At 66.6% G+C, this 22,302-nt stretch carries 19 protein-coding genes, 1 rRNA gene and 1 pseudogene; 7 read left to right on the forward strand and 14 right to left on the reverse strand.

What is annotated here, in order from left to right; translation table 11 throughout:
* Positions 1-456, reverse strand: a pseudogene (locus DBZ45_RS02495) (HNH endonuclease signature motif containing protein); the annotation flags it as partial.
* A 289-nt stretch (positions 457-745) separates the two neighbouring features.
* Between DBZ45_RS02495 and DBZ45_RS02500 the strand changes: the two are divergent.
* The 4 genes from DBZ45_RS02500 (at position 746) to DBZ45_RS02515 (ending at position 5,043) form a co-directional block, all read left to right on the forward strand.
* Positions 746-1,402 carry a GntR family transcriptional regulator gene (locus tag DBZ45_RS02500; protein WP_111902400.1) on the forward strand — a complete coding sequence of 219 codons (657 nt, stop codon included), beginning with the start codon at positions 746-748 and terminating at the stop codon, positions 1,400-1,402.
* Positions 1,395-2,915, forward strand: coding sequence for an MmgE/PrpD family protein (locus DBZ45_RS02505; RefSeq protein WP_111902401.1), 1,521 nt, complete (start codon positions 1,395-1,397; stop codon positions 2,913-2,915). Before DBZ45_RS02500 ends, DBZ45_RS02505 begins: the two co-directional genes overlap by 8 nt.
* Positions 2,916-3,821, forward strand: coding sequence for a methylisocitrate lyase (gene prpB, locus DBZ45_RS02510; RefSeq protein ID WP_111902402.1), 906 nt, complete (start codon positions 2,916-2,918; stop codon positions 3,819-3,821).
* A gap of 70 nt (positions 3,822-3,891) precedes the next feature.
* The gene (locus DBZ45_RS02515) at positions 3,892-5,043 is read left to right on the forward strand and encodes a bifunctional 2-methylcitrate synthase/citrate synthase (RefSeq protein WP_111902403.1); all 1,152 of its coding nucleotides are present in this window, start codon (positions 3,892-3,894) and stop codon (positions 5,041-5,043) included.
* A gap of 78 nt (positions 5,044-5,121) precedes the next feature.
* Here DBZ45_RS02515 and DBZ45_RS02520 read toward each other — a convergent pair whose 3' ends face one another.
* From DBZ45_RS02520 to DBZ45_RS23100, 12 genes are all read right to left on the reverse strand, one after another.
* A complete protein-coding gene (locus tag DBZ45_RS02520; protein ID WP_111902404.1) occupies positions 5,122-6,081 on the reverse strand; it encodes a hypothetical protein in 960 nt (319 codons plus the stop codon).
* Between the two features lies 1 nt (position 6,082).
* Complete coding sequence (locus tag DBZ45_RS02525) at positions 6,083-6,607, reverse strand: RNA polymerase sigma factor (RefSeq protein WP_111902405.1); 525 nt, start codon at positions 6,605-6,607, stop codon at positions 6,083-6,085.
* 75 nt (positions 6,608-6,682) lie between these two features.
* Entirely contained in the window at positions 6,683-7,174 is a 492-nt protein-coding gene (locus DBZ45_RS02530; RefSeq protein ID WP_111902406.1) for an 8-oxo-dGTP diphosphatase, read from the reverse strand.
* A gap of 54 nt (positions 7,175-7,228) precedes the next feature.
* Positions 7,229-8,257, reverse strand: a complete 1,029-nt coding sequence (gene xerD / locus DBZ45_RS02535) for a site-specific tyrosine recombinase XerD (protein WP_223256882.1) — start codon at positions 8,255-8,257, stop codon at positions 7,229-7,231.
* The gene (locus DBZ45_RS02540; protein WP_111902407.1) at positions 8,257-8,919 is read right to left on the reverse strand and encodes an NUDIX domain-containing protein; all 663 of its coding nucleotides are present in this window, start codon (positions 8,917-8,919) and stop codon (positions 8,257-8,259) included. Before DBZ45_RS02540 ends, xerD begins: the two co-directional genes overlap by 1 nt.
* Positions 8,920-8,966: 47 nt before the next feature.
* Positions 8,967-10,724, reverse strand: a complete 1,758-nt coding sequence (locus tag DBZ45_RS02545) for a CTP synthase (RefSeq protein ID WP_111902408.1) — start codon at positions 10,722-10,724, stop codon at positions 8,967-8,969.
* Positions 10,725-10,831: 107 nt separating this feature from the next.
* Positions 10,832-12,571 (reverse strand): DNA repair protein RecN, encoded by a 1,740-nt coding sequence (gene recN, locus DBZ45_RS02550; RefSeq protein WP_111902409.1) that lies wholly within the window; start codon positions 12,569-12,571, stop codon positions 10,832-10,834.
* A gap of 3 nt (positions 12,572-12,574) precedes the next feature.
* On the reverse strand, positions 12,575-13,600 hold the full coding sequence (locus DBZ45_RS02555; RefSeq protein WP_111902410.1) for an NAD kinase: 1,026 nt from the start codon (positions 13,598-13,600) through the stop codon (positions 12,575-12,577).
* 13 nt (positions 13,601-13,613) lie between these two features.
* Positions 13,614-14,426: a TlyA family RNA methyltransferase gene (locus DBZ45_RS02560; protein WP_111902411.1), complete on the reverse strand. Its 813-nt coding sequence runs from the start codon at positions 14,424-14,426 to the stop codon at positions 13,614-13,616.
* A 2-nt stretch (positions 14,427-14,428) separates the two neighbouring features.
* On the reverse strand, positions 14,429-14,746 hold the full coding sequence (locus tag DBZ45_RS02565; RefSeq protein ID WP_190242973.1) for a hypothetical protein: 318 nt from the start codon (positions 14,744-14,746) through the stop codon (positions 14,429-14,431).
* Between the two features lie 9 nt (positions 14,747-14,755).
* Entirely contained in the window at positions 14,756-15,748 is a 993-nt protein-coding gene (locus tag DBZ45_RS02570; protein WP_111902412.1) for an HAD-IIA family hydrolase, read from the reverse strand.
* Positions 15,749-15,754: 6 nt separating this feature from the next.
* On the reverse strand, positions 15,755-16,684 hold the full coding sequence (locus DBZ45_RS23100) for a hypothetical protein (protein WP_223256883.1): 930 nt from the start codon (positions 16,682-16,684) through the stop codon (positions 15,755-15,757).
* Positions 16,685-16,720: 36 nt separating this feature from the next.
* Here DBZ45_RS23100 and DBZ45_RS23105 point away from each other — a divergent pair, with 36 nt between their 5' ends.
* The 3 genes from DBZ45_RS23105 (at position 16,721) to DBZ45_RS02585 (ending at position 22,136) form a co-directional block, all read left to right on the forward strand.
* Complete coding sequence (locus tag DBZ45_RS23105) at positions 16,721-17,722, forward strand: hypothetical protein (protein WP_223256884.1); 1,002 nt, start codon at positions 16,721-16,723, stop codon at positions 17,720-17,722.
* A gap of 321 nt (positions 17,723-18,043) precedes the next feature.
* Complete coding sequence (locus tag DBZ45_RS02580; protein WP_190242974.1) at positions 18,044-19,954, forward strand: cytochrome c oxidase assembly protein; 1,911 nt, start codon at positions 18,044-18,046, stop codon at positions 19,952-19,954.
* Between the two features lie 190 nt (positions 19,955-20,144).
* Positions 20,145-22,136 carry a multicopper oxidase family protein gene (locus tag DBZ45_RS02585; RefSeq protein WP_223256885.1) on the forward strand — a complete coding sequence of 664 codons (1,992 nt, stop codon included), beginning with the start codon at positions 20,145-20,147 and terminating at the stop codon, positions 22,134-22,136.
* Positions 22,137-22,210: 74 nt separating this feature from the next.
* Here DBZ45_RS02585 and rrf read toward each other — a convergent pair.
* Positions 22,211-22,302 (reverse strand): 5S ribosomal RNA (gene rrf, locus DBZ45_RS02590); the annotation flags it as partial.

Consider the following 22,302-nt stretch of genomic DNA (forward strand, 5'->3'; position numbering starts at 1 on the left):
GATTGTTCCCGCCCCGAGCGCGGCCAGCGTCAACGGCAGATCCCCGCTCAGCCTCGCCGATTCCTCCAGAAACCGTGCCGCCGACCCCTCACTCACAGTCAGCGCACCCGCCACCTCCGCCGTCACCGACATCTGCAACACGTCCTGCTCCGACCGGGACGCATCAGGAGCAGCCAAAGCCGCCTCAGCAGCAGCGAAACCGGCCGCGGCCTGCACCTTCAACGCCGCCACGCGTGCCTCTAACCGGCCTGCCTCGGCCAGAGCATCCAACCAGGCATCCGCCTGATCCCGCAGCGGATCACCACCCGGCCCAGCGCCTGCACCGTCAAGGGAATCAGCACCCTTGGACGAGCCAGCAGCGGCAAGTGAGCCAGCACCGGTCACACCCCCGGAACCGGCCGCGGCGCCGGCCGCGGCGCCGGCGGCCTCACGGACAAAAAACAGCCAGCGCAGCAACAGAGGACTCCACGCCCTCCACCGTCTGCACCGCGGCCTTCGCATCCATACCCACAGCATGACAGGGGGCACCGACATTAAAAGGGCGGATCTGGCCCCACAAGCGGGACGGATCGAAAACTTATTTTAGGCCGATCAAGAACGAAAACTCGGTAGCAGCTCAGGGTGCCTCCAGTGGTGATTTGTATACACTACAGCGCGGCCTGGTCAGGAAAAGCGGGAGGACTGCTGGGCAATCCCGCCTTCTGTGTATACACTCAGATTGATCAAGCCGAAGAAGGGACACGGAATGCGTGCCAGTGACAGGGCCTATGCGGCGCTGCGCGAAGAGATCATCGAATGGCGTCTCCTCCCCGGCACGGTACTCGCCGAAGTCGAACAATCCGAACGCCTCGGCGTCTCACGCACCCCGCTCCGGGAGGCGCTGAGCCGCCTGACGGCGGAAGGGCTGACGACGGCGGGCGGCCGCGGCGTCGTCGTCACCGACATCTCATTGGACGACATCGACGAGCTGTTCGAGCTCCGCGAAACCCTCGAGGGAAAGGCTGCCGCGCTGGCAGCTCAGCGCGGAGATGCCGACGTCTTCCTGAAGCTCCGGAGCGAACTGCTGGACGCGCCCGCCCTGCTCAACTCTCCGGATCCCGCCCGGCACGACTATTACGAGCTTGTCGGGCGCCTGGATGCAGCCATCGATGCTGCCATCGCCAACTCCTACCTGGCGCAGGCCATGCGGGGCCTGCGCGTCCACCTTGTCCGGGTCCGCAGGCTGGCCGCCGACGACCACGCCCGGCTCACGGCCGCGGCAGCTGAACATGCCGCCATCGCCGAAGCCATCGCCGAAGGCAACCCGCGGCTTGCCGAAGCAGCCACCACCGTCCATCTGCACCGCAGTCTTTCCCACGTCAAGGCCGCCCACACATCCGCCCAGAAGGAGTCCCATGGTTAAGGAACACCACGTCCGCGTTTACAAGAGCGAGGAAAACCTCCCCCGCGAGGACCAGCTCGCCCACAAGATCGCCGTAGTAGCAGCAGACCCGGTGGCCGTAACCGAGGACGTCACGGACATGGTCATCAACCGGATCATCGACAACGCCTCCGTCGCCGTCGCCTCACTGAACCGCGCCCCGATCGTCGCCGCCCGCGCCCAGGCCCTCACGCACGCCCCGTCCAGCGGCGGTAAAGGCGCCAAGGTGTTCGGCATCGGCGAGCGGGTCTCCCCCGAGTGGGCAGCATGGGCCAACGGCGTGGCGGTCCGCGAGCTGGATTACCACGACACGTTCCTCGCCGCGGACTACTCGCACCCGGGCGACAACATCCCGCCGATCCTCGCTGTCGCCCAGCACGTTGGCTCCAGCGGCCAGGACCTGATCCGCGGCATCGCCACCGGCTACGAGATCCAGGTGAACCTGGTCAAGGCGATCTGCCTGCACAAGCACAAGATCGACCACGTGGCCCACCTTGGTCCCGCCGCGGCGGCCGGCATCGGCACCCTCCTCGGCCTGGACGTGGAAACCATCTTCCAATCCGTGGGGCAGGCCCTGCACACCACGACGGCGACGCGCCAGTCCCGCAAGGGTGAGATCTCCACTTGGAAGGCGCACGCGCCGGCCTTCGCAGGGAAGATGGCTGTCGAGGCGGTGGACAGGTCTATGCGCGGACAGACGTCCCCGGTCCCCATCTATGAAGGCGAGGACGGCGTGATTGCCTGGATGCTGGATGGCCCGGACGCCTCCTACATGGTTCCGCTGCCGACGCCCGGCGAGGCCAAGCGCGCCATCCTGGACACCTACACCAAGGAACACTCGGCCGAGTACCAGGCACAGGCGTGGATCGACCTCGCCCGCAAGCTAAACAGGGAACACCCCGAGGCCACGGATCCGGCGAACGTGAAGTCCGTCCTGATCAAGACGAGCCACCACACCCACTACGTGATCGGCTCCGGCGCCAATGATCCCCAGAAGTACAGCCCCACCGCCAGCCGGGAAACCCTGGACCACTCCATCCCGTACATCTTCACAGTCGCGCTGCAGGACGGGGCCTGGCACCACGTGGACTCTTACTCCCCCGAACGTGCCGCCCGCCCGGACACCGTGGAGCTGTGGCAGAAGGTGTCCACGGTGGAGGACCCGGAGTGGACCCGCCGCTACCACTCCCTGGACATCAGCGAAAAGGCCTTCGGCGGTTCGGTAGAAATCACGCTCACGGACGGCACCGTCATCCGGGACGAGATCGCCGTGGCCGACGCCCACCCGCTGGGCGCCCGGCCCTTCACCCGCGAGCAGTACGTGAACAAGTTCCGCACGCTTGCTGCCGGGCTGGTGACGGAGGACGAAATCGAAAGGTTCCTCGCCGCCGTCGAACGCCTCCCGGAGCTGGCGGCAGGTGAGCTGGACCAGCTCAACATCGCTGCGGCGCCTGGCGTCATCGACTTCAGCGCCGCGCCCAAGGGGCTGTTCTAAATGCTGTACTCCGCGGCCACCCCCGAGCAGAAGCGGCTGCGCTTCCGTGAATTGCTGGCTTCCGGGACCATCCAGCAGTTCCCCGGGGCGTTCAACCCGCTCTCTGCCCGCCTGATCGAGGAGAAGGGCTTCGCCGGGGTGTACATCTCCGGCGCTGTCCTGGCCAATGACCTTGGCCTGCCGGACATCGGCCTGACCACGCTTACTGAGGTGGCCACCCGGGCAGGGCAGATCGCCCGGATGACCGACCTGCCCTGCATCGTGGACGCGGACACCGGCTTTGGCGAACCCATGAACGTGGCCCGCAGCGTGCAGGAACTCGAAAACGCTGGGCTTGCCGGCTGCCACATCGAGGACCAGTTCAACCCCAAGCGCTGCGGCCACCTCGACGGCAAAAACGTCGTGGACCTGGACACCGCCACCAAACGCATCCGGGCCGCGGCCGATGCACGCCGGGACCCGAACTTCCTGATCATGGCACGGACGGACATCCGTGCGGTGGAAGGCCTGGAAGCAGCGAAGGACCGCGCCAGGGCCCTGGTGGAGGCGGGCGCGGACGCCATCTTCCCCGAAGCCATGGCCACGCTGGACGAATTCCGGGCCATTCGCGACGCCGTCGACGTGCCGATTTTGGCCAACATGACCGAGTTCGGCAAGAGCGACCTCTTCACTGTGGACCAGCTGCAGGATGTGGGCGTGAACATGGTGATTTATCCGGTGACCCTGCTCCGTAGTGCCATGGGGGCGGCTGAGCGTACGCTGGACTCAATTAAGGCTGACGGAACGCAGGAAGCGCAGGTGGGGAGCATGCTGACGCGCGCGCGGCTGTATGACCTGGTGGATTACGAGGCCTACAACCGCTTTGACACCGGTGTCTTCAACTTCCGGATCCCCGGGACCGACTGACACCCAAATCCCCCGCAGGACCACCGGCCCATCCGGCCGGTAACGGACGCAACGAACGAAGGAGTTCAGCATGGCTGAAGAAGAGATCAAGAAGGGCCTCGACGGCGTCGTGGTGGACTACACCGCGGTCTCGAAGGTCAATCCCGACACGAACTCATTGCTGTACCGCGGCTATCCTGTCCAGGAGCTCGCCGCCAAGTGCAGCTTCGAAGAGGTTGCTTACCTCCTGTGGAACGGCGAGCTGCCGTCTTCCGGCGAGCTGGCCGACTTCACGGCCCGGGAGCGCGCCGGGCGGCCGCTGGATCCCGTCGTCAAGCAGGTGATTGATGCCCTGCCGACGACGTCGCACCCCATGGATGTCTGCCGCACCGCCGCATCGGTCATGGGCGCCCGCCACAGTCTCGCGGAGGATTCCTCCCGGGAGGCCAACATGGCCAAGGCCCTGGACCTGTTTGCTGCGATGCCGGCCGTGGTGGCGTACGACCAGCGGCGCCGCCACGCGGCGGGACGCCCCGTTGAACCGGTGGAGCCGCGGGATGACCTCGGCTACTCGGCCAACTTCCTGTGGATGACCTTCGGCGAGGAGGCCGTTGCCGAGGTGGTGGAGGCCTTCAACGTCTCCATGATTCTGTACGCGGAGCACTCCTTCAACGCCTCCACTTTCGCCGGGCGCGTCATCATGTCCACGCTGTCCGACCTCCATTCGGCGGTGACCGGCGCCATCGGTGCTCTCAAGGGGCCGCTGCACGGCGGAGCCAACGAGGCCGTCATGCACACCTTCGACGAGATCGGCATCCGGCCCGAGGAGTCCCTCGAGGAAGCCGCCGACCGTGCCAAGACATGGATGGAAAACGCCCTGGCCCAGAAGAAGAAGGTCATGGGTTTCGGCCACCGCGTCTACAAGCACGGCGACTCCCGCGTGCCCACCATGAAGGCCGCACTCGACAAGATGATCGCCCACTACGGCCGGCCCGAACTGCTGGGCCTGTACAACGGGCTCGAATCGGCCATGGACGAGGCCAAGGGCATCAAACCGAACCTCGACTACCCGGCCGGCCCCACCTATCACCTCATGGGCTTCGACACGAACATGTTCACGCCGCTGTTCGTGGCCAGCCGGATCACAGGCTGGACCGCCCATTTCATGGAGCAGCTGAACGCCAACTCGCTCATCCGCCCGCTGAGCGCCTACAACGGTCCGGACGAACGGCACGTGCCGTAGCCCCGCACCCGTAAACGCGTACGACGCCGGGCCGCTCACCTTTCGGGGTGGCCGGCCCGGCGTCCTTTGTTGCGGGTCTCAGGAGGCTGCAGGCTGCAGCGCCAGGGAGATCAGCATGCGCTTGAGGTCCCGGTACTCCTGCGTTCCCATGTATGCCTTGGCCTCGTCCACCGAGTCGAACGCCAGCGGGGCGTCCTTTCCGTCCGCCGTGAGCCAAAGAGTGTCGCCAAATTGCGCCAACGGGACGTTGTCCGGGCCGAGGATGCCGTTGTACAAACCGCAGGTTGTGGTCTGCTGAGCCAAGTCTCCGTCAGTCAGGGCGAGGGACCCGTAGACCTTGTCGCCCTGGATTACCCTGAAGACAAAGGCGGATGGGCCTCGGGGGTGTTCCCTGAGCTTGGCTGCTTTCTGCTGAATGTCGACAACCACCGAGTCGAGCGTCTGGAACGGTTTCGGGACCGGGCACACCGGACCAGCTGTGGCTTCGTACACGAGGCGAAGTGTGGCCACGGTCTTGCCGGCGGCGTTCTTCACTTCAACGATGTTGTACGAGCCACCAGCGATGGTCGCGGGCGTTTGGGCCACGGTCCACCCCAGCGGGTGCTCAAAGGTGGCCTGGCCGGTGGAGTCCGTGAAGGTGGTCCACAAAACGGCGGCCGCAGTGCGTGTTGGTGTCGGCGTTGCTGTGGCAGCCCGTGTCGCGGAGGGCGTGGCCGTCGGCGTTGGCGTGGACGGCCCCGCCGTTTCCGAAGCCGACGGCATCACGGTGCCTGCCGGAGCGGGCGCCGATGCCAGCGGTCCGAGGTTCGTTGCCACCAGCACACCGGCGGTCACCGCGGCGGCCGCCAAAGTCACCACACCGGCCACGCGGGCCCGCCGTCGTTTCCGGTCCTCGAACTGCAAGACGTTGGGCGGCAGGCTGTCAGTAAACATCGGGACCCCGGTGGTCACCCGCCGCAGGGCCTCGTCGGCATCGGGCGCGGCAGGATCGCTGCGGAGCGGGTCAGACCCGGAAATCAGGTTTTTGATCGGATCCATCTCATGCACCCATCTTCTGTGTGAGCGAGTTGTGTCTGCCTGGCTCTGCGGGCACCGGCATTTGCTTGCGGAAGGCGGCCCTGGCACGGTGCAGGCGGACCTTGGCAGCAGACTTGCTGCACTGCAGAACGCCGGCGATCTCCGCCACGCTCAATTCGTCCCAGTAGGCCAACTGCAGGATGTCGCGCTCACTGTCGCGCAGCGCGGCCATGGCGTCGTGGACCACCAGGTCCTCGGACTCGGGGCCGGAGCGGAGTTCGGCGGACGTCCGCAGCTTCGCCTGCAGCGCCACGAGGCGGTCGCGGCTCCGGTAGGCATTTCCAATCAGGTTCCGCGCCACGGTCAAAAGCCAGGCGATGTCCGAGCGCGGCTGGTCGTGCCATTTCTGCCATACGACGCGGAACACGTCGGCGGCGAGCTCTTCAGCGAGCTCCGGCGATTCAACCCGCCGCCGCACGTACCTGTAAACCCGCGGATAGCTGTCCCTGTGAACGGCGATGAACGCCAGTTCGCGTTCCGAATCCACATCTCCCCCAAACCTAAAGAAGTAGTGTCCTGACCTGGCAGGCTAACCGTATAGTTTCCGCCAGGACACGGGCGGTTACACGGCCCGGAAAGAATATTCGGCGGACGCCACGGTCTCGTTGTCCCCGTTCAGGGTGATGACGGCATCGACGACGCTCCCGGCCAGAGCCAGGGGCAGCCAGTGCTCAGCATCCTGCCACATGCGCTCCAGCGGAAGGGCGGAAACCAGGAACCACTCCGGAACGATCTCGGAGCTCTCGACGGGCTCACCGGCCCACCGGCGGGTGGTGAACAGGCTGGTGGACATGTTCCAGTCAGGGCGGGCGGGGAAAATGAACTCCACTGTTCCCGCGTCCACCAGGTCCTCCTCGAGGACGACGACGCCTGCTTCCTCCAGCACCTCCCTGCACGCCGCCTGGGCATCGGTCTCGCCGGTCTCCACGTGGCCGCCGAGTCCAACAATTTTGCCCGTTCCGAAGCCGGTCCTCTTCAGGCCAAGGAGTACCTCAGGCCCGACCTCAACGCGTTCCCGTAGCAGGAAGCAGAGGGTGACGGGCACGGAAGTCATGCAGTCCAGCCTAGCGGTGCCGGAGCTATCCGGACGTTGATACAGGAGCCGGGATCATCCCAAGGCCCGGGGGTGCGCCGCGGCGTAGACTTCCCGCAGCGTGTCCGCGGTAACCAGGGTATACACCTGCGTGGTGGTCACCGAGGCATGCCCGAGGAGCTCCTGGACCACGCGGACATCCGCTCCGCCTTCGAGCAGGTGGGTGGCGAAGGAGTGCCGCAGCGTGTGCGGGGAGACATCCTTCGTGATCTGGGCCTTGTCCGCCGCGGCTTTAAGGATGGTCCAGGCGCTTTGCCGGCTGATGCGCCCGCCCCTCGCGTTGAGGAACAGCGCAGGGGTACCCTTACCCTTCCCCGCCAGCAGTGGGCGGCCCCGGACCAAGTACGCGTCGAGGGCGCGGGCCGCGAAGGAGCCGAGCGGGACGAGGCGTTCCTTGGAGCCCTTTCCGAACAGCCGCACGATGGCCGGGCCGGATTCGGCGGCCGCCACCGAGAGGTCGTCGACGTCCAGGCCCACGGCTTCGCTGATCCGGGCTCCGGTGGAGTAGAGGAATTCGAGCAGCGCCCGGTCCCGGAGGCCGGTTGCGGTGTCCGTGCCGGCGGCTTCCAGGATCCGCGTGACCTCGTCCACGGTGATGGCCTTGGGGAGCCGCTTGCCGGGCATCGGCGGGTGCACGTCGCTGGCGGGGTCCGCCGTCGTCGTTCCTTCAAGTGCCCAAAAGCGGTGCAGTCCGCGGACGGCCACCACGGTCCGCGCCGCGGACCGCACTCCCAGCGGGGTACCGCCGTCGGCGCCGTCGGAGAGCGCTTGGGCGAAGCCCGTCACGTGGTGGCGGGTGACGTCAGCCGGGCTGCTGAGGCCCTGGGCAGCGAGGTAAGTCGAGTACCGGGCGAGGTCGCGGCGGTAGGCGGACAGAGTGTTTGCCGCCAGTCCCCGTTCGACGCCCATGTGCTGCAGGTAGTCGGTCACTCCGCGGTCAACGGCGGTGCGGGGCCGTTGTGGCGGGGCGGTTTCCGCGCCGTCGATCAGCTTTGCTGCTGCCGTGGCGGATGAATCTTCCGGTGCCGCCGTGTCCGCAGACATCAGCGCTGGCTGGGGTGGGCCGGCCAGGGGGCGTCGCCCGGCCGTAGTCCGCTGAAGCCGTCCGCTTTCGCGGCCGCGGCTGCGAGGATTCCGACGACGGCGGACGGGTTGTGCAGGCGTCCCTCCAGCACTGCGGCCACGGCATCCTCCAGCGGGATCCAGTGCAGCTCGATTTCCGCTTCCTCGTCCGTACGGACGTGGAGTTCGTGATGCGGGACCTCGGTGAGGCCGCGGGCCAGGTAGATCCGGATCGCCTCGCTGGAGGATCCGGGGGAATTGTAAAAGTCCACCAGGACATTCCAGTCGCTGGCGATCAGGTCGGCTTCCTCGGCGAGCTCCCGTGCGGCGCCCACCACGAAGTCCTCCCCCTCAACGTCAAGCAGGCCAGCCGGAATCTCCCACAGGTCCATCCCCACCGGGTGGCGGTACTGCTTGATCAGCAGCACCTCGCCGTCGTCGTTCATGGGGAGCACAGCGACGGCACCGGGGTGCTCGATGTAGTCGCGGACCAAAGGGTCACCCTCGGCGGTGAGCTTGAAGCTGTCGCTGACAACGTCCCAGATCCGGCCGTTGTAGACCCGCTCCCGGGAGAGCAGACGGCGCGGGCTCGGCGCATCCGAAACCTGCCGGTCAGCAGGGGTGTCTTCAGAATTACCGGGCATCGCGCCGTCCTTACTCTATGGGTGCTGTGAAATTACTCTGCGGGGATCTACTCTGCGACGGCTTCGCCGGAGCTGGCCGCCGCGGGTTCGAAACCGCTCCCGGCGCTGCCGCTCTGGTGGTCCAGGGCCGCCTTCACCAGCCCGGCGAAGAGCGGGTGCGGCCGGGTGGGCCGCGAGCTCAGTTCCGGGTGCGCCTGGGTGGCCACGTAGTAGGGGTGAACCTCGCGGGGCAGTTCCACGTATTCCACCAGCTTGCCGTCCGGCGACGTGCCGGAGAACACCAGGCCCTCGGCAGCAATCTGCTCGCGGTACTTGTTGTTGACCTCGTACCGGTGGCGGTGGCGTTCGCTGACGGTGGTTTTGCCGTAGGTCTCGGCGATGACCGAACCCTCGTCCAGCTTGGCCTCGTAGAGGCCAAGGCGCATGGTGCCGCCGAGGTCGCCGCGGCCCTCGACGAATTCCAGCTGCTCTTCCATCGTGGCGATGACAGGGTACTTGGAGTCCGGCTCGAACTCGCTGGAGGAGGCACCCTCCAGGCCGACGACGTTGCGGGCGTACTCGATGACCATGCACTGCAGGCCGAGGCAGAGGCCCAGCACGGGCAGCCGGGATTCGCGTGCGAACTTCAGGGCGCCCAGCTTGCCTTCCAGGCCGCGGATGCCGAAGCCGCCGGGAACGCAGATGGCGTCCACACCCTCCAGGGACCGGACCGCACCTTCATGCGTCTCGCACTCATCCGACGGGACCCAGCGGATCTTGACCTTGGCGTCGTTGGCGAAGCCGCCGGCGCGCAGCGCCTCCGTCACGGAGAGGTAAGCGTCGGGGAGGTCGATGTACTTGCCCACCAGGGCAACCTCGACCTCGTGCTTGGGGTTGTGGACAGCTTCGAGGAGCTTGTCCCAGCTGGTCCAGTCGACGTCCTTGAACGGCAGGTCCAGCGCCCGGACGATGTACGAATCCAGTCCCTGGGTGTGCAGGGTCTTGGGGATGTCGTAGATGCTGGGGGCGTCGGCGGCGTTGACCACGGCGTCGATGTCGACGTCGCACATGCGGCCGATCTTCTCGCGCATGGCATCGGGAACTTCGCGGTCCGAGCGGATCACGATGGCTTCCGGCTGGATGCCGATGGAGCGGAGGGCGGCCACGGAGTGCTGCGTGGGCTTGGTCTTCAGTTCCTGCGAAGGACCGATGTACGGGACCAGGGAAACGTGAAGGAAGAACACGTTGGTCCGGCCGATGTCCTGGCGGACCTGGCGGGCGGACTCGAGGAAGGGCTGCGACTCGATGTCGCCGACCGTGCCGCCGATCTCCGTGATGATGACGTCCGGCGCGTTTTTGCCCTCGGCGGGAAGCCGCATCCGGCGCTTGATCTCATCGGTGATGTGCGGGATGACCTGGACGGTGTCCCCGAGGTACTCGCCGCGGCGCTCCTTGGCGATGACGGTGGAGTAGACCTGGCCGGTGGTCACGTTGGCCGAACCCTCAAGGTTTTCGTCGAGGAAGCGCTCGTAGTGTCCGATGTCGAGGTCGGTTTCAGCACCGTCGTCTGTGACGAAAACCTCGCCATGCTGGAAGGGGTTCATCGTGCCCGGATCCACATTCAGATAGGGATCGAGCTTCTGCATAGTTACAGACAAGCCGCGTGCCCGCAGCAGGTGGCCGAGGCTTGAGGCCGTCAGTCCCTTGCCTAGCGAGGACGCCACACCGCCGGTGACGAAGATGTGTTTGGTCGTCTTGGACGAGCCCGGGAACCGGGAATTTACACGGGAATTTGATCGCTGCACCACGGAATTCGAGCCTATCATCAATTGAGCCTTCCACGGATCGGGTATGCGTCCCCAAAGGCTTCAGTTTTCCCTGTCCCCGCGCTCCCGGCAAGGGGTCGGCCCGGCCCGCAGGACCTTCGCCGGGCTCAGGCCTGCTGCGGCAGGAGCTTGGCGTCGTCCAGAAGCTCCTGGGCGTGGGCCTGGGCGGTTTCGGAGTCCTCCTGGCCTGCCAGCATCCGGGCCAGTTCCTTCACGCGTTCGGCCTCGTCGAGGAGCTGGACGTCGCTGGAGGTGAAGCCCTTGGCGGTGGAGCCGTCGGAACCGCGAACAGAGGTTTTGGTCACACGGATGTGCTGGTCAGCGAACGCGGCGACCTGCGGCAGGTGCGTTACCACCAATACCTGGACATGGCGCGCCAGCATGGCCAACCGCCGGCCGATCTCGACGGCGGCACGTCCGCCCACTCCGGCGTCGACCTCGTCGAAGACAAAAGTCGGCACGGGGTCCACGGCCGCCAGCACCACTTCGATGGCCAGCATGACCCTGGAAAGCTCACCGCCGGACGCGCCCTTGCCCAGCGGCCGGGCCGGTGCGCCGGAATGCGGCTGCAGCAGGAAGGAGATCTCGTCCGCGCCGTAAGGGCCCAGCTGGGCGGCGGCCTCGATGGTGATCACCAGGGTGGCATCGGCCATGGCGAGGGCCTTCAGCTCGGCGCTGACCCGGGCGGAAAGGTCCTTGGCGGCTTTCCCGCGGATCTTGCTGATGGCCGCGGCCTGTTTCTTCAGCTCGGCTGCTGCCCTGGCCACCTCGGCTTCGAGGTTTTCGATGCGTGTGGAGTCTCCCTGCAGTTCGTCAAAGCGGGCCCGGGCGGTCTCCGCCCATTCAAGGACCTCGTCGATACTTGGCGCGTACTTCCGGACCAGCTTGGCCAGGGACGCCCGGCGCTCTTCGATTTCGGCCAGGCGCTCCGGGCCCTCCGAGTCCAGCCCCGCCTGGTAGCTGGCCAGCTCGGTGGCGATGTCGTTGAGCAGGAATCCCACCTCTGCGAGGCGGGCCGCTGCCGATCCGAGCTCCTCGTCGTGTTCGGCCACGTGTTCCAGGGTCCGCTTGGCCGCATCGACGAGCGAAGTGGCGTCGCCGGCCTCGCCGAAGTCCTCGGCAATGAGGGCCTGGTGCGCGGTGGTGGCGGCGATCCGGAGTTCCTCGACGTTGGCCAGCTTCACGGCCTCGGCTTTGAGGGCCTCGTCCTCCCCCGGCTGGGGGTCCACGGCGTCGATCTCTGCCAGCGCCGATTCCAGGGACTCGGCCTCGCGGAGCCGCTCGCGCTCGGCGCTGCGCAGTGAATCCAGCTCTGCCTGGCTGGATTTCCAGGAGGTGTAGAGGTCCTGGAATGCGCCGAGCGCCGACGCCAGCCCGTCCCCCGCGAACTTGTCGAGGGCTTCGCGTTGTGCCGCGGCACCCTTGAGCCGGATCTGGTCCGTCTGCCCGTGCACCACCACGAGTGACTCGCCGATTTCGGCCAGCACGCCCACCGGGGCGGCCCGCCCGCCGAGGAAGGCCCTGCTGCGTCCGTCGGCGCCGAGGCGGCGTGACAGCAGCAGTTCCGCGCCGCCGTCGAACTCCTCAATCTCAGCACCGGCGTCCCTGGCGCGTTCCAGGGCGAGGTGCCCGGAAGCCAGCTGCACCACGGCTTCCGCAGAGGCGCTCTTGGCGCCGCTGCGCACGGCGCCGGCGTCCGAGCGGGCTCCCAGCAGCAGCCCGACGGCGGTGACCACCATGGTCTTGCCGGCACCGGTCTCGCCGGTGACCACGCTGAGCCCGGGGCCCAGTGGCAGCGTGGCGTCGGTGATGACGCCGAGATCGCGGATTCTCAGTTCTTCAAGCATGGTTCACTCTTCAGTCGGAGGATCGGATTCTGGGCCGGGTTCGGACGGCCGAAGGCCCGAGGGCGGCGCCATGGTCCGGGGCGTGCGGACAAGCGGCACCGGACCGGTATGGATCTCCTCGGACTGCGGTACGGGGCCGCGCCAGCCATGGATGGGAAGCTGGAACTTGCGGACCAGCCGCGCCGAGAACGGGGTCTGGTGCGTGCGGGCCAGGCGGACAGGGTTGGCGGACCTGGTGACCTCGATGCGGGCACCGGGTGGCAGGTCCACGGAACGCCGGCCGTCACACCAGAGCACGCCCAGCGCATCCGTCCGGTTGAGGACTTCCACGGCCAGCCGGGACCGGGGCGAGACCACCAGCGGCTTGGCAAAGAGGGCGTGCGCGCTGATTGGCACAATGAGGAGGGCTTCCACCTCGGGCCACACGACGGGGCCACCGGCAGAGAAGGCGTAGGCGGTGGATCCGGTGGGGGTGGCCAGCACCACGCCGTCGCAGCCGAAGGAGGTCAGCGGGCGCTCATCCACCTCTGTGACCAGTTCCAGCATGCGCTCCCGGTCGCCCTTTTCGATGGCGGCCTCGTTCAGCGCCCAGGTGTGCCAGATCTTCTGGCCGCGGACCCAGACCTGGACGTCGATGGTCATGCGTTCCTCCACCGTGTACTCACGGCTGGCGATCCATTCGACCGTCTGGGCGAGGTCAGCACGCTCGCTCTCGGCGAGGAATCCGACGTGGCCGAGGTTCACGCCCAGGAGCGGTACATCGAATTCGCGGACCAGCTCAGCCGCCCGCAGGATGGTCCCGTCCCCGCCCAGAACCATGACCAGTTCAACATCCGGAAGCTGGATATGGTCGTCGAGGATCTCGACCGGCTGGTCCATCGCGCCGAAGAAGCCCTCCATGTCGCCCAATTCGGACTTCTGCATGACGGGGATAATGCCGAAGGCGTGGAGCTGGGCGCACGCTTCCCAGGCCGCCTTTAGGGATTCCTCGCGGCCGGTATGGGCAAGTACCAGTACACGCCTGCTCATCGGGTTCCGCTCTCTAGTGGTTCGGCCAGATCTTTCCCAGCAACGCAGCGACAGCTGCGTCCCGCTCTTCGATCTTAGGCAAGTCTTCGGACATTCTTTGCGTTATCCACAGGAAGTATTCGACATTTCCGTCCTGGCCAGGCAGCGGGCTGATGGCCAGCCCCCGCAGTTCCAAGCCGGCGTCGAGCGCCGCCCCCGCCACTTTACCGACAGCCAGCCGCCGTTCGCGCTCCGAGGTGACCACTCCCGTGCGGGCGAGCCGTTCCCTGCCGATCTCGAACTGCGGCTTGACCATGAGGACCAGGTCGCCGCCCGGGGCGGTGCAGGCGGCCAGCGGGGCCACCACCAGTGTCAGGGAGATGAAGGACAGGTCGGCGACCGTGATCTCGGCCGGGCCGCCGATCTGGGCGGAGTCCATGTAACGGACGTTCAAACCTTCGTGCACGCTTACGCGCGGATCGCTGCGGAGCTGCGGCACCAGCTGGCCGTGCCCGACGTCGACAGCCACCACGTGCGCGGCTCCCCGCCGCAGCAGGACGTCGGTGAAGCCGCCCGTGGAGGCACCGGCATCAAGGCACCGTTTGCCGCCGACGGCGACCTCGGGGAAGGCGTCCAGCGCGCCGGCCAGTTTGTGGCCGGCCCTGCTGACGTAGGCGTCGGCCGCGTCTTCCGCGACGCTCAGGTCACGGTCGTCGCCCACCAGCAGCGACGCTTTGGCGAGGACGTCGCCGTCGGAGGAAACCTTGCCTTCGGCGATGAGCCGGGCGGCGTGGGTGCGGGACCGCGCCAGTCCCCGGCTGACGAGCAGTTGGTCGAGTCTGGGCATGGTCAGGCGGCACCCGCACCAGGCTGCGGCTGTTCACGCGGCACGCCATACTGCGGCTCCTCCCGCTGGGGCTCCTCGTTCAGGGCTTCCAGCAGGGCGTCGTGCATGTCTGCGTACGCGGCCGGGTGCTCCGAAACCGGGAGTCCGGGGACCTCGCGGACCCGGTCCAGGATGGCCAGCACCGCTGTGTCGGCGATGCCGTCACCAGTGCGGCCGGTGGGCGGGGCCAGGTCCGGCCAGGCGGTGTCCGGCTCAGCGGTCTCCTGAACTCCGGTGTCTTGCACGGCGGTTTCAGACACGTCGTTGTTCAACTCAGGCATGGCACCAGTCTATTGATCCAGCCACTCGAGTTCGGGAGCCGTGGGGACGTCGGCGTCGGGCCGGGCCGCCCACCACGCGGCACACGCCGCGCGCCACGAATCGAGGTTGTCTTTGTGCCCGGTGATGCGGATGGCGTCTCCGGCCACGGTTGCGGTGGCGGTCCCGCAACGGAACGTCCCGCCGTCGTTATCGATTTCCGGATATGCCTCGTAAAGGCCGGCCAGGTCCCGGATGATGTAGCGGGGCCGCTCATCGGTCCGGGCCGCCAGCATGGTGTCCAGGGTGTCGACGCCGGTCAGCACGGCCACTGTGGCGAAGCCCGCCCGGTTGCCGCCCAGGATGTCGGTGTCCAGCCGGTCGCCGACCACCAGCGGCCGGTCCGACGACAGCCGCTTGGCCGCGGCGTGAAACAGCGGAGCCTCCGGCTTGCCGGCGACGAGCGGCCGCCGGCCGGTTGCCGCGGCCACGGCGCCCACCAGGGTTCCGTTGCCGGGAGCCATCCCGCGGGCCTGCGGGATGGACATGTCGGTATTCGTGGCAACCCAGAGCACGTTGGCGTCGGCCAGGACGAATGCTGCCTCGGCGAGGTCCTTCCAGCCGATCGCAGGGTTGAAGCCCTGCACCACGGCCACGGGATTGTCCTGGGCGCCGTGGACCGGCTTCAGGCCAACGAGCTCAACTTCGTGGGCCAGCGCCGGGCTTCCGGTTATGAGCACGGCGGCGCCCGGGGACAGCAGCGACGCCAGCAGGTCGGCCCCGGCCTGGGATGAACTCACAACCTGCTGGTCCTCGGCCGGGGCGCCAAGCTCGCGCAGGTGGGCGGCCACCTGCGCCGGTGTGCGGGAGGCGTTGTTCGTGACGTATCCCAGTCCGACACCGATCCCGGCCAGCCGCTGAAGCGACTCCACCGCCCCCGGGATGGCGTGGGCGCCGGCGTAAACCACGCCGTCCAGGTCGGACAGCAGCGCGTCGAACCGCGATATCAGATGGGCATCACTCATGACGGGCTAGTCCTCCAAGCCGTCGTGGCGCCGGTCAGCATCCTGCTGTTCGGTGTGCTCGGCTTCTGCGTTGCCGGTTTCAGCGTCCTCGGCTTCAGCGTCCTGCTCTTCGGTGTGATCGTCGGTCTCGGCGGAATCCTCGTCGGACTCGGCGTCGTCGGACTCGAAGTAATCCGCTTCAGCGTCGTCCAGGTTCCCTTCCACCGCGTCCGCTGAGGGACGCTGCGCGGCAGCTTCCTCCTCGGCGCTGATCCCGGGGGCCGGCTGGCTGTCGGAAGACCCGGTTCCGTCCTGCGCCGCCGTGCCTGCGGCATGTGCAATGCGCTTCCGGCGTTCGGCTTCTTCCCGGGCTTCCTCTTCCTCGTCCCAGCCGAGGTCAATGATGTCGGGTTCCTCTGCCATGCCCTGGCCCAGGGCTTCCTCGGCAACGACGGCCTGCCGCTGCCACTTTCCCGCCTCGGTTTCGCGGCCAACGGCTGTCAGGGCATCGGCATAGGCGCGGAACAGGCGCGGGCTGTAGGAGAAGGCGCGGTTAAGGTCCAGCTGCGGAATCTCCAGCTCCGCCACGGCAGCGTCCAGCTGCCCAAGGTCGCCGCGGGCACCGGAGGCGACTATTGCCAGCTCCACCTTGCCGGGCGCGTCGAGGTCCTGGGCCTCTTCGGAACGGACGACGTCCAGGGCGCGGTCGGGCCGGCCCAGGCCACGTTCGCAGTCCGCCATGACGGGCAGGTGGACGTTCGAACCGCTGATCCGCCGGTAGGTGCGGAACTCGCGCAGGGCCTCGCCGTAGTGCCCGGCGGCATAAGCCGTCAGGCCCACTGCCTCGCGGACAGCGGCAAGGCGTCCGCCGCGGCGGCTGGCGGCAAGGGCATGCTGGAACGCCAGTTCGGGTTCGTCATCGATGAGCCGTCCGGCCATCACGAGGTGACGGGCCACCCACTCCGCGCTGTTGGCTTCCAGAGTCTTGATCTGGTGCTGTGTGGCGCGGTCAAGTTCCTTGCCCGTGACGTCCTCGTCGATTTCGGGCGAACGCTCACGGTCCGGGCGGTTCGCGCTGCGAAGGTCGCGGGCGTTGGGCACGCGTGCGGGGCGGTCCTCAGCCCTGTCGCGGCCGAACTGGCGGGGGCCGGAGTCGCCGCGGTCGAAGCTACGGGGGGCACGGTCCTCGCGGGGTGCACGGTCCTGGCGGTCGCCGAACGGGCGGCGGTTTTCTCCGCCGCCGAAGCTGCGGCGATCGCCGTCGCCCTCGCGGCGCGGACGGTCACCAAACGGCTTACGGTCACGATCACCAAACGGCTTACGCTCCCCGCCACCAAAACCGCGACGGTCACCCTCCCCCTCACGACGCGGACGGTCACCGAAGCTGCGGCGATCGCCGTCACCCTCACGGCGCGGACGGTCACCAAACGGCTTACGGTCACGATCACCAAACGGCTTACGCTCCCCGCCACCAAAACTCCGGCGGTCGCCCTCGCCCCCGCCTTCGCGACGCTCGCCACCGCCAAAGCTGCGGCGGTCACCCTCGCCCTCACGGCGCGGACGGTCACCAAACGGCTTACGGTTACGATCACCAAACGGCTTACGCTCCCCGCCACCAAAACCGCGACGGTCACCCTCCCCCTCACGACGCGGACGATCAGAGAACGGCTTACGCTCCCCGCCACCAAAACCGCGACGGTCACCCTCCCCCTCACGACGCGGACGATCAGAGAACGGCTTACGCTCCCCGCCGCCAAAACCGCGGCGGTCGCCCTCCCCCTCACGACGCGGACGATCAGAGAACGGCTTACGGTCAGGGTCACCGCTGGAACCGCGGCCTTCACGGGCGCGGAAGCCCCGCGGATCCCCGCCGGAATTGTTGGTCCCCCTAAACGGGCCCCCCTGCCGTCCCCGGTTGCTTCCCGAGTCCCCCCGGTCGTTTCCGCCGCGGTAACCGCCGCCCTTGTGCTCAGCCATGGTGGATTCCTCCTGTAGTGAGCCGACCACTGGCGCGATGTGCAGCCGCTCTTGTCCGTGTTTGGTTGTCCTGCGCGACCCGTGGTGAAGCATCCGGTGTCCGCATATCTCTAGCAATTCTAGGTGAGAGCCGGTGCCAGCCACTAACGGCGAGGGCCTTCCACGGGCAGTCGTGTGCATCCTCACAGGAGTATGTGCCGACGAATGGCCTGCGGGCCGATGACTGGCGGGCTGAGCACGCCATTCGTGTTGAGCACGCCTCCAGAGCGCGCCACCCACAGGGAAAATCCAAGGAGGCGTGGCAAGACTGTCCCTCACAGCATCCGCCAAGGGGGAACCATGAAGAAATCTCGGACGAAGCCGGTGGCCGCTGCTGCCATGATCCTGGGATGCGGGCTGATGGCTCTGTTCATCGCCTACTCGACCGAGGCCGGCAAGGAAGCAGCGCTGCTGGACCGGACCGGCGCAGCGGTCATCTGGGGGCTTCCTGTTGCCAAACTTGTTTTCAATGTCGCCGCCGCCGGTACTGTCGGGCCACTCGCTTTGGCGCTCTTTGCCCTGCCGCCGAAGGGAAGAGCGTTCTCAAAGGCACTGGCCCTTGCCGGTGTTGCAGCTGTGCTCTGGACAGCAGCCGCGGCCGCGATCAGCGTCCTCACCTTCCACTCGCTGGCTAACCTGCCGCTGTTTTCGGAAAGTTCGGGGGCAATATTTGTCAGTTTCCTGACGGACGTTGATGCTGGCCGGAGAGGTGCGCTAACAGTGCTGATCACGGCAACCGTGGCGCTCTTGTGTTTTGGCATCCAAGGTCAGCGGGCTGTTGCCGCCACGGCTGTGCTGGCTTCCACAGGGCTGATACCACTGGCTCTGAACTCCCATGCCGCGGGCGGCGCGAACCACGCCGACAGCACGGTTTCGGTGGTAATGCACATGGCCGCCGCAGCCATCTGGATCGGCGGTCTTGCGACCCTGGTCCTGCTGCGCCGGACGCTGGGAACGGAGTTGCTGACCGCGGTCCGGCGCTACTCCACGCTGGCGCTGCTGTCCTTCCTTGCCCTGGCGCTCTCGGGTGTAGCGGCTGGGCTAACAGGCATCGGAGCAGTTCAGGGGCTGGCTTCACAGTACGGCCTGATTCTCTTGGCCAAGACGGCCGTTCTGGGACTTTTGGGCCTGTTCGGGGCGCTGCACCGGAAGTGGATCCTCGCGAAGCTCGCCTTGGGCCCAGACAAGGCACGGACTGCTTTCACAACTCTGGCTGTGGCCGAGCTCGCCGTCATGGCAGCCGGATCGGGCCTCGCAGCTGCCCTGGCACGCACTCCGCCGCCAACGGTCTCGCAGGCCGCACCGGCCCAGGTGTCCCTGCGCGTTCCGGGTTTTGTGGATGTGCTCAGCAGCTGGAAGCCCGACGCCCTTTGGATCTTCCTCTGCGCCGTCGCCGTGTTCCTGTATGCGGCCGGAGTGCGGCGCATCAAGAACCGTGGCGGGCACTGGCCTGCCTACCGGGCCGGTTTTTGGTTCATTGGAGTTGCGCTGCTGTTCCTGGTCACCAACGGAGGACTCCGCGTTTACCAGGAGTATCTGATCAGCGCGCACGTCGTGACCCAGATGCTTCTTATCGCCGTCGTTCCACTCCTGCTGGTTCCCGGGGCCCCACTGACGTTGGCCAGGCTCGCCGTTGCGCCCAGGCAGGACGGAACTATAGGCGGTGCAGAAGCTCTTACCGCGACGCTGCGTCCGGTTCTGAGTGCCACGTCTGCGCCCTACTTCGCAGCCGCCGTCCTCGCGGCCGTGATGGCGGCTTTGTACTACACGCCTTTGCTGGACTATTCGGCACGCACCCAGTTCGGGTATCAGGGCATGGCCCTGCTGGCATTGCTTTCCGGCTCCCTTTTCACGGCTTCCCTGGCCCGCGCCGCCGGCGGCGCAGGGCCGTCACTGGCTTCCAGGCTGGTGACGATAGGTGCCGTGGCCGCGCTCTACACGGTGCACGGCTGGGCCCTTGCCCAACAGGCAGACCAGCTTCCCGATTCGCGGCGGCAGGAATGGGTGGTCACCGCGGGCCAGCCTTGGGATCAGCCACTTCTGACGCTCGTGGAACCGGCGGGCATCGCCATGTGGATTATCGCTGCCGGCACGCTTCTTGTAGCGGCCGCGACTGTGCTGGTCCAGGCTCTCCGACACCGTGACGTGCGCGCTCGGAACCGTTCCGCTTCTGAGCCCACCCACGACCTTGTGATGTCCTCAGAATCCTGATCGCCCCTTCTCTCCCCCGCCGGTGTTTCTTTGGGTGGCTTCCACCCAAAGAAGGCCACTGCCACCCCTCTCGGTCTCAAGGTTTCCGCAGGGTAGGTATTACATCCTTCAACTAAATCAATTGGACTTTCTAACGACGTCGGAGGTAGTCGTGTCAGTTACACGCCGTCAGGCATTGCAAATAGGTGGAGTGGGAATCATCGGTGCTTTTGGCCTGGCGGTCCCGTTGACGTCGGTCAGCGCCAAGTCGGCAAGCCAGCTGGCATCCCGCAACATGCCGAAGCCATACCAGCGGGAACTAGCCATTCCGGAGGTACTGGAGGCCAAGAGCACCACCGTGGATGCGGACGGCCGAAAAACGCACCTTTACCAAATCGAGCAGAAAGCCGGCCTTGCAAACATCGTGCCTGGCCTCAGAACGCCAATCCTTGGCTACAACGGGACGTTCCCGGGTCCCACCATCAAGGTGAACCAGGGCGAACGGATCACCCTGGAAATGGACAACGTGCTGCCCCTGTTCCACCCCCAGTGGGGGTACCGGCTGGACACCTCCACCCACCTTCACGGCTCGGCGTCGCTCCCGCAGTTCGACGGGTACGCCAACGACCTCACTGGACGGGACTACTGCAAGGACTATGAGTATCCCAACTTCCAGCCCGCGCGGACCCTTTGGTACCACGACCACGCCGTCCACAACACGGCCCAGAGCGTGTATTCGGGCTTAGCCGGCCAATACCACCTGCACGACGAGGTTGAAGGCAGCATCCTTCCGCAGGGCGACTTCGATGTACCGCTGACCGTTTCCGATGCCATGTTCGCGGCCAACGGCGCACTCGCGTACAACGACAACACCCACTCAGGCCTGTGGGGCGACGTCATACTGGTCAACGGAGCCCCATGGCCCGTCATGAAGGTCCAGCGCAGGATCTACCGCTTCCGTATACTCAATGCCTCCATTGCCCGATCCTACCGGTTCTCCCTGAGCACCGGAGATCCCGTGACCGTGGTGGCAACGGACGGAGGCCTCATGCCCTCGGCACAGCAGGTGACGTCCTGGCGGCAAGCCGGCGCCGAACGCTATGAAGTCCTCATCGACTTTTCGAAGTATCCCGCGGGCAAGCGTGTGGAGCTGCGCAACCTGTCCAACAAGAACAATGTGGATTACGACTTCACCAATCGAATCATGGCCTTCGATGTGACGAACGAAGCCGTCGACACCTCCGGACCCGGCGCCAGGGTGCTGCCGACACTGCTCGCCGGCAGCACTGCCATGGGCCTGACAACATCCCAGTCCGTCAAGACGCGGCACATGCGCGTAAAACGGGAAAACGGCGCCTGGACGATCGGGGGCATGACCTGGGACGAGGTGGTCAAGAGCGGCTACAGGAAGGTCCTCGCTGATCCGGACCTGAACGACGTCGAAATCTGGGAAATCGAAAACAGTTCGGGCGGATGGTTCCATCCGGTCCACATCCACCTGGTGGACTTCCAGATCCTCAGCCGCAACGGAAAGGCACCCTTCCCCTACGAACGCGGCCCCAAGGACGTGGTGTACGTGGGCGAGGGCGAGACGGTGCGGCTGCTCATGAAATTCGAACACCACCGGGGCCGGTACATGATCCATTGCCACAACCTGCCGCACGAAGACCACGACATGATGGCCCAGTTCAGCGTTGGCATTGACACCAACGACGTCGACCCCAACCATCCCGTCGAAGCGGTACGTCCGCATCCGATCGGCCAGACCACACCGGCACAGGGCACGGCGGAGGCACCGCAAACCAGCACCCAGCCGACGGAGGTGGCTGCTCCTGTTACGACCACCCCGGCAACCGCACCGGTAGCACCCCAGCCTGCCCCGGCCCCGGTCCCGGTCCCGGCTGCAGTACCTGCGGGACAGAAGGACGTCGTGGCCATCACCTCCTCCCGGCACCGGCTGAGGAAGGACATGACCTTCAGCGGAACTTCCAAGTACACCGGATCGACGGCGGCAACCTCGGCTAGCGTCGTGCTGTACGACGTGACGCCGGGCCGCCCCTCCACCCGTTTGGCCACAGTGAAGGCCAACGCTCTTGGAGCCTGGACGTTCACGGCCAAGCCCGGGCCAACCAAGCAGGTCACAGCCGTCAAGGCCGAATCGAGCCTCGGCGGGACAGCGACCGCGAGCGTAAGGTCCAGCTAAATACGTGAAGGCGGTTAAATGCGGGAGAGCCCCAACCAGGGTGTCTGGTTGGGGCTCTCGACCTGTTAATGGTTGTCCGGCGGTGACCTACTCTCCCACACCCTCCCGGGTGCAGTACCATCGGCGCTGTGGGTCTTAGCTTCCGGGTTCGGAATGGGACCGGGCG

This window comes from Arthrobacter globiformis (assembly GCF_003261175.1).
Classification (GTDB): Bacteria; Actinomycetota; Actinomycetes; order Actinomycetales; family Micrococcaceae; genus Arthrobacter; species Arthrobacter globiformis_A.

Excerpts from the sequence above, each read along its gene's own strand:
- prpB (WP_111902402.1), top strand. The coding sequence starts at position 2,916 with ATGCTGTACTCCGCGGCCACCCCCGAGCAGAAGCGGCTGCGCTTCCGT.
- DBZ45_RS02505 (WP_111902401.1), top strand. The coding sequence starts at position 1,395 with ATGGTTAAGGAACACCACGTCCGCGTTTACAAGAGCGAGGAAAACCTC.
- DBZ45_RS02560 (WP_111902411.1), bottom strand. The coding sequence starts at position 14,426 with ATGCCCAGACTCGACCAACTGCTCGTCAGCCGGGGACTGGCGCGGTCC.
- DBZ45_RS02545 (WP_111902408.1), bottom strand. The coding sequence starts at position 10,724 with ATGATAGGCTCGAATTCCGTGGTGCAGCGATCAAATTCCCGTGTAAAT.
- DBZ45_RS02500 (WP_111902400.1), top strand. The coding sequence starts at position 746 with ATGCGTGCCAGTGACAGGGCCTATGCGGCGCTGCGCGAAGAGATCATC.
- recN (WP_111902409.1), bottom strand. The coding sequence starts at position 12,571 with ATGCTTGAAGAACTGAGAATCCGCGATCTCGGCGTCATCACCGACGCC.
- DBZ45_RS02520 (WP_111902404.1), bottom strand. The coding sequence starts at position 6,081 with ATGGATCCGATCAAAAACCTGATTTCCGGGTCTGACCCGCTCCGCAGC.
- DBZ45_RS02530 (WP_111902406.1), bottom strand. The coding sequence starts at position 7,174 with ATGACTTCCGTGCCCGTCACCCTCTGCTTCCTGCTACGGGAACGCGTT.
- DBZ45_RS02570 (WP_111902412.1), bottom strand. The coding sequence starts at position 15,748 with ATGAGTGATGCCCATCTGATATCGCGGTTCGACGCGCTGCTGTCCGAC.
- DBZ45_RS02515 (WP_111902403.1), top strand. The coding sequence starts at position 3,892 with ATGGCTGAAGAAGAGATCAAGAAGGGCCTCGACGGCGTCGTGGTGGAC.
- DBZ45_RS02565 (WP_190242973.1), bottom strand. The coding sequence starts at position 14,746 with ATGCCTGAGTTGAACAACGACGTGTCTGAAACCGCCGTGCAAGACACC.
- xerD (WP_223256882.1), bottom strand. The coding sequence starts at position 8,257 with ATGTCTGCGGACACGGCGGCACCGGAAGATTCATCCGCCACGGCAGCA.
- DBZ45_RS02540 (WP_111902407.1), bottom strand. The coding sequence starts at position 8,919 with ATGCCCGGTAATTCTGAAGACACCCCTGCTGACCGGCAGGTTTCGGAT.
- DBZ45_RS02580 (WP_190242974.1), top strand. The coding sequence starts at position 18,044 with ATGAAGAAATCTCGGACGAAGCCGGTGGCCGCTGCTGCCATGATCCTG.
- DBZ45_RS02555 (WP_111902410.1), bottom strand. The coding sequence starts at position 13,600 with ATGAGCAGGCGTGTACTGGTACTTGCCCATACCGGCCGCGAGGAATCC.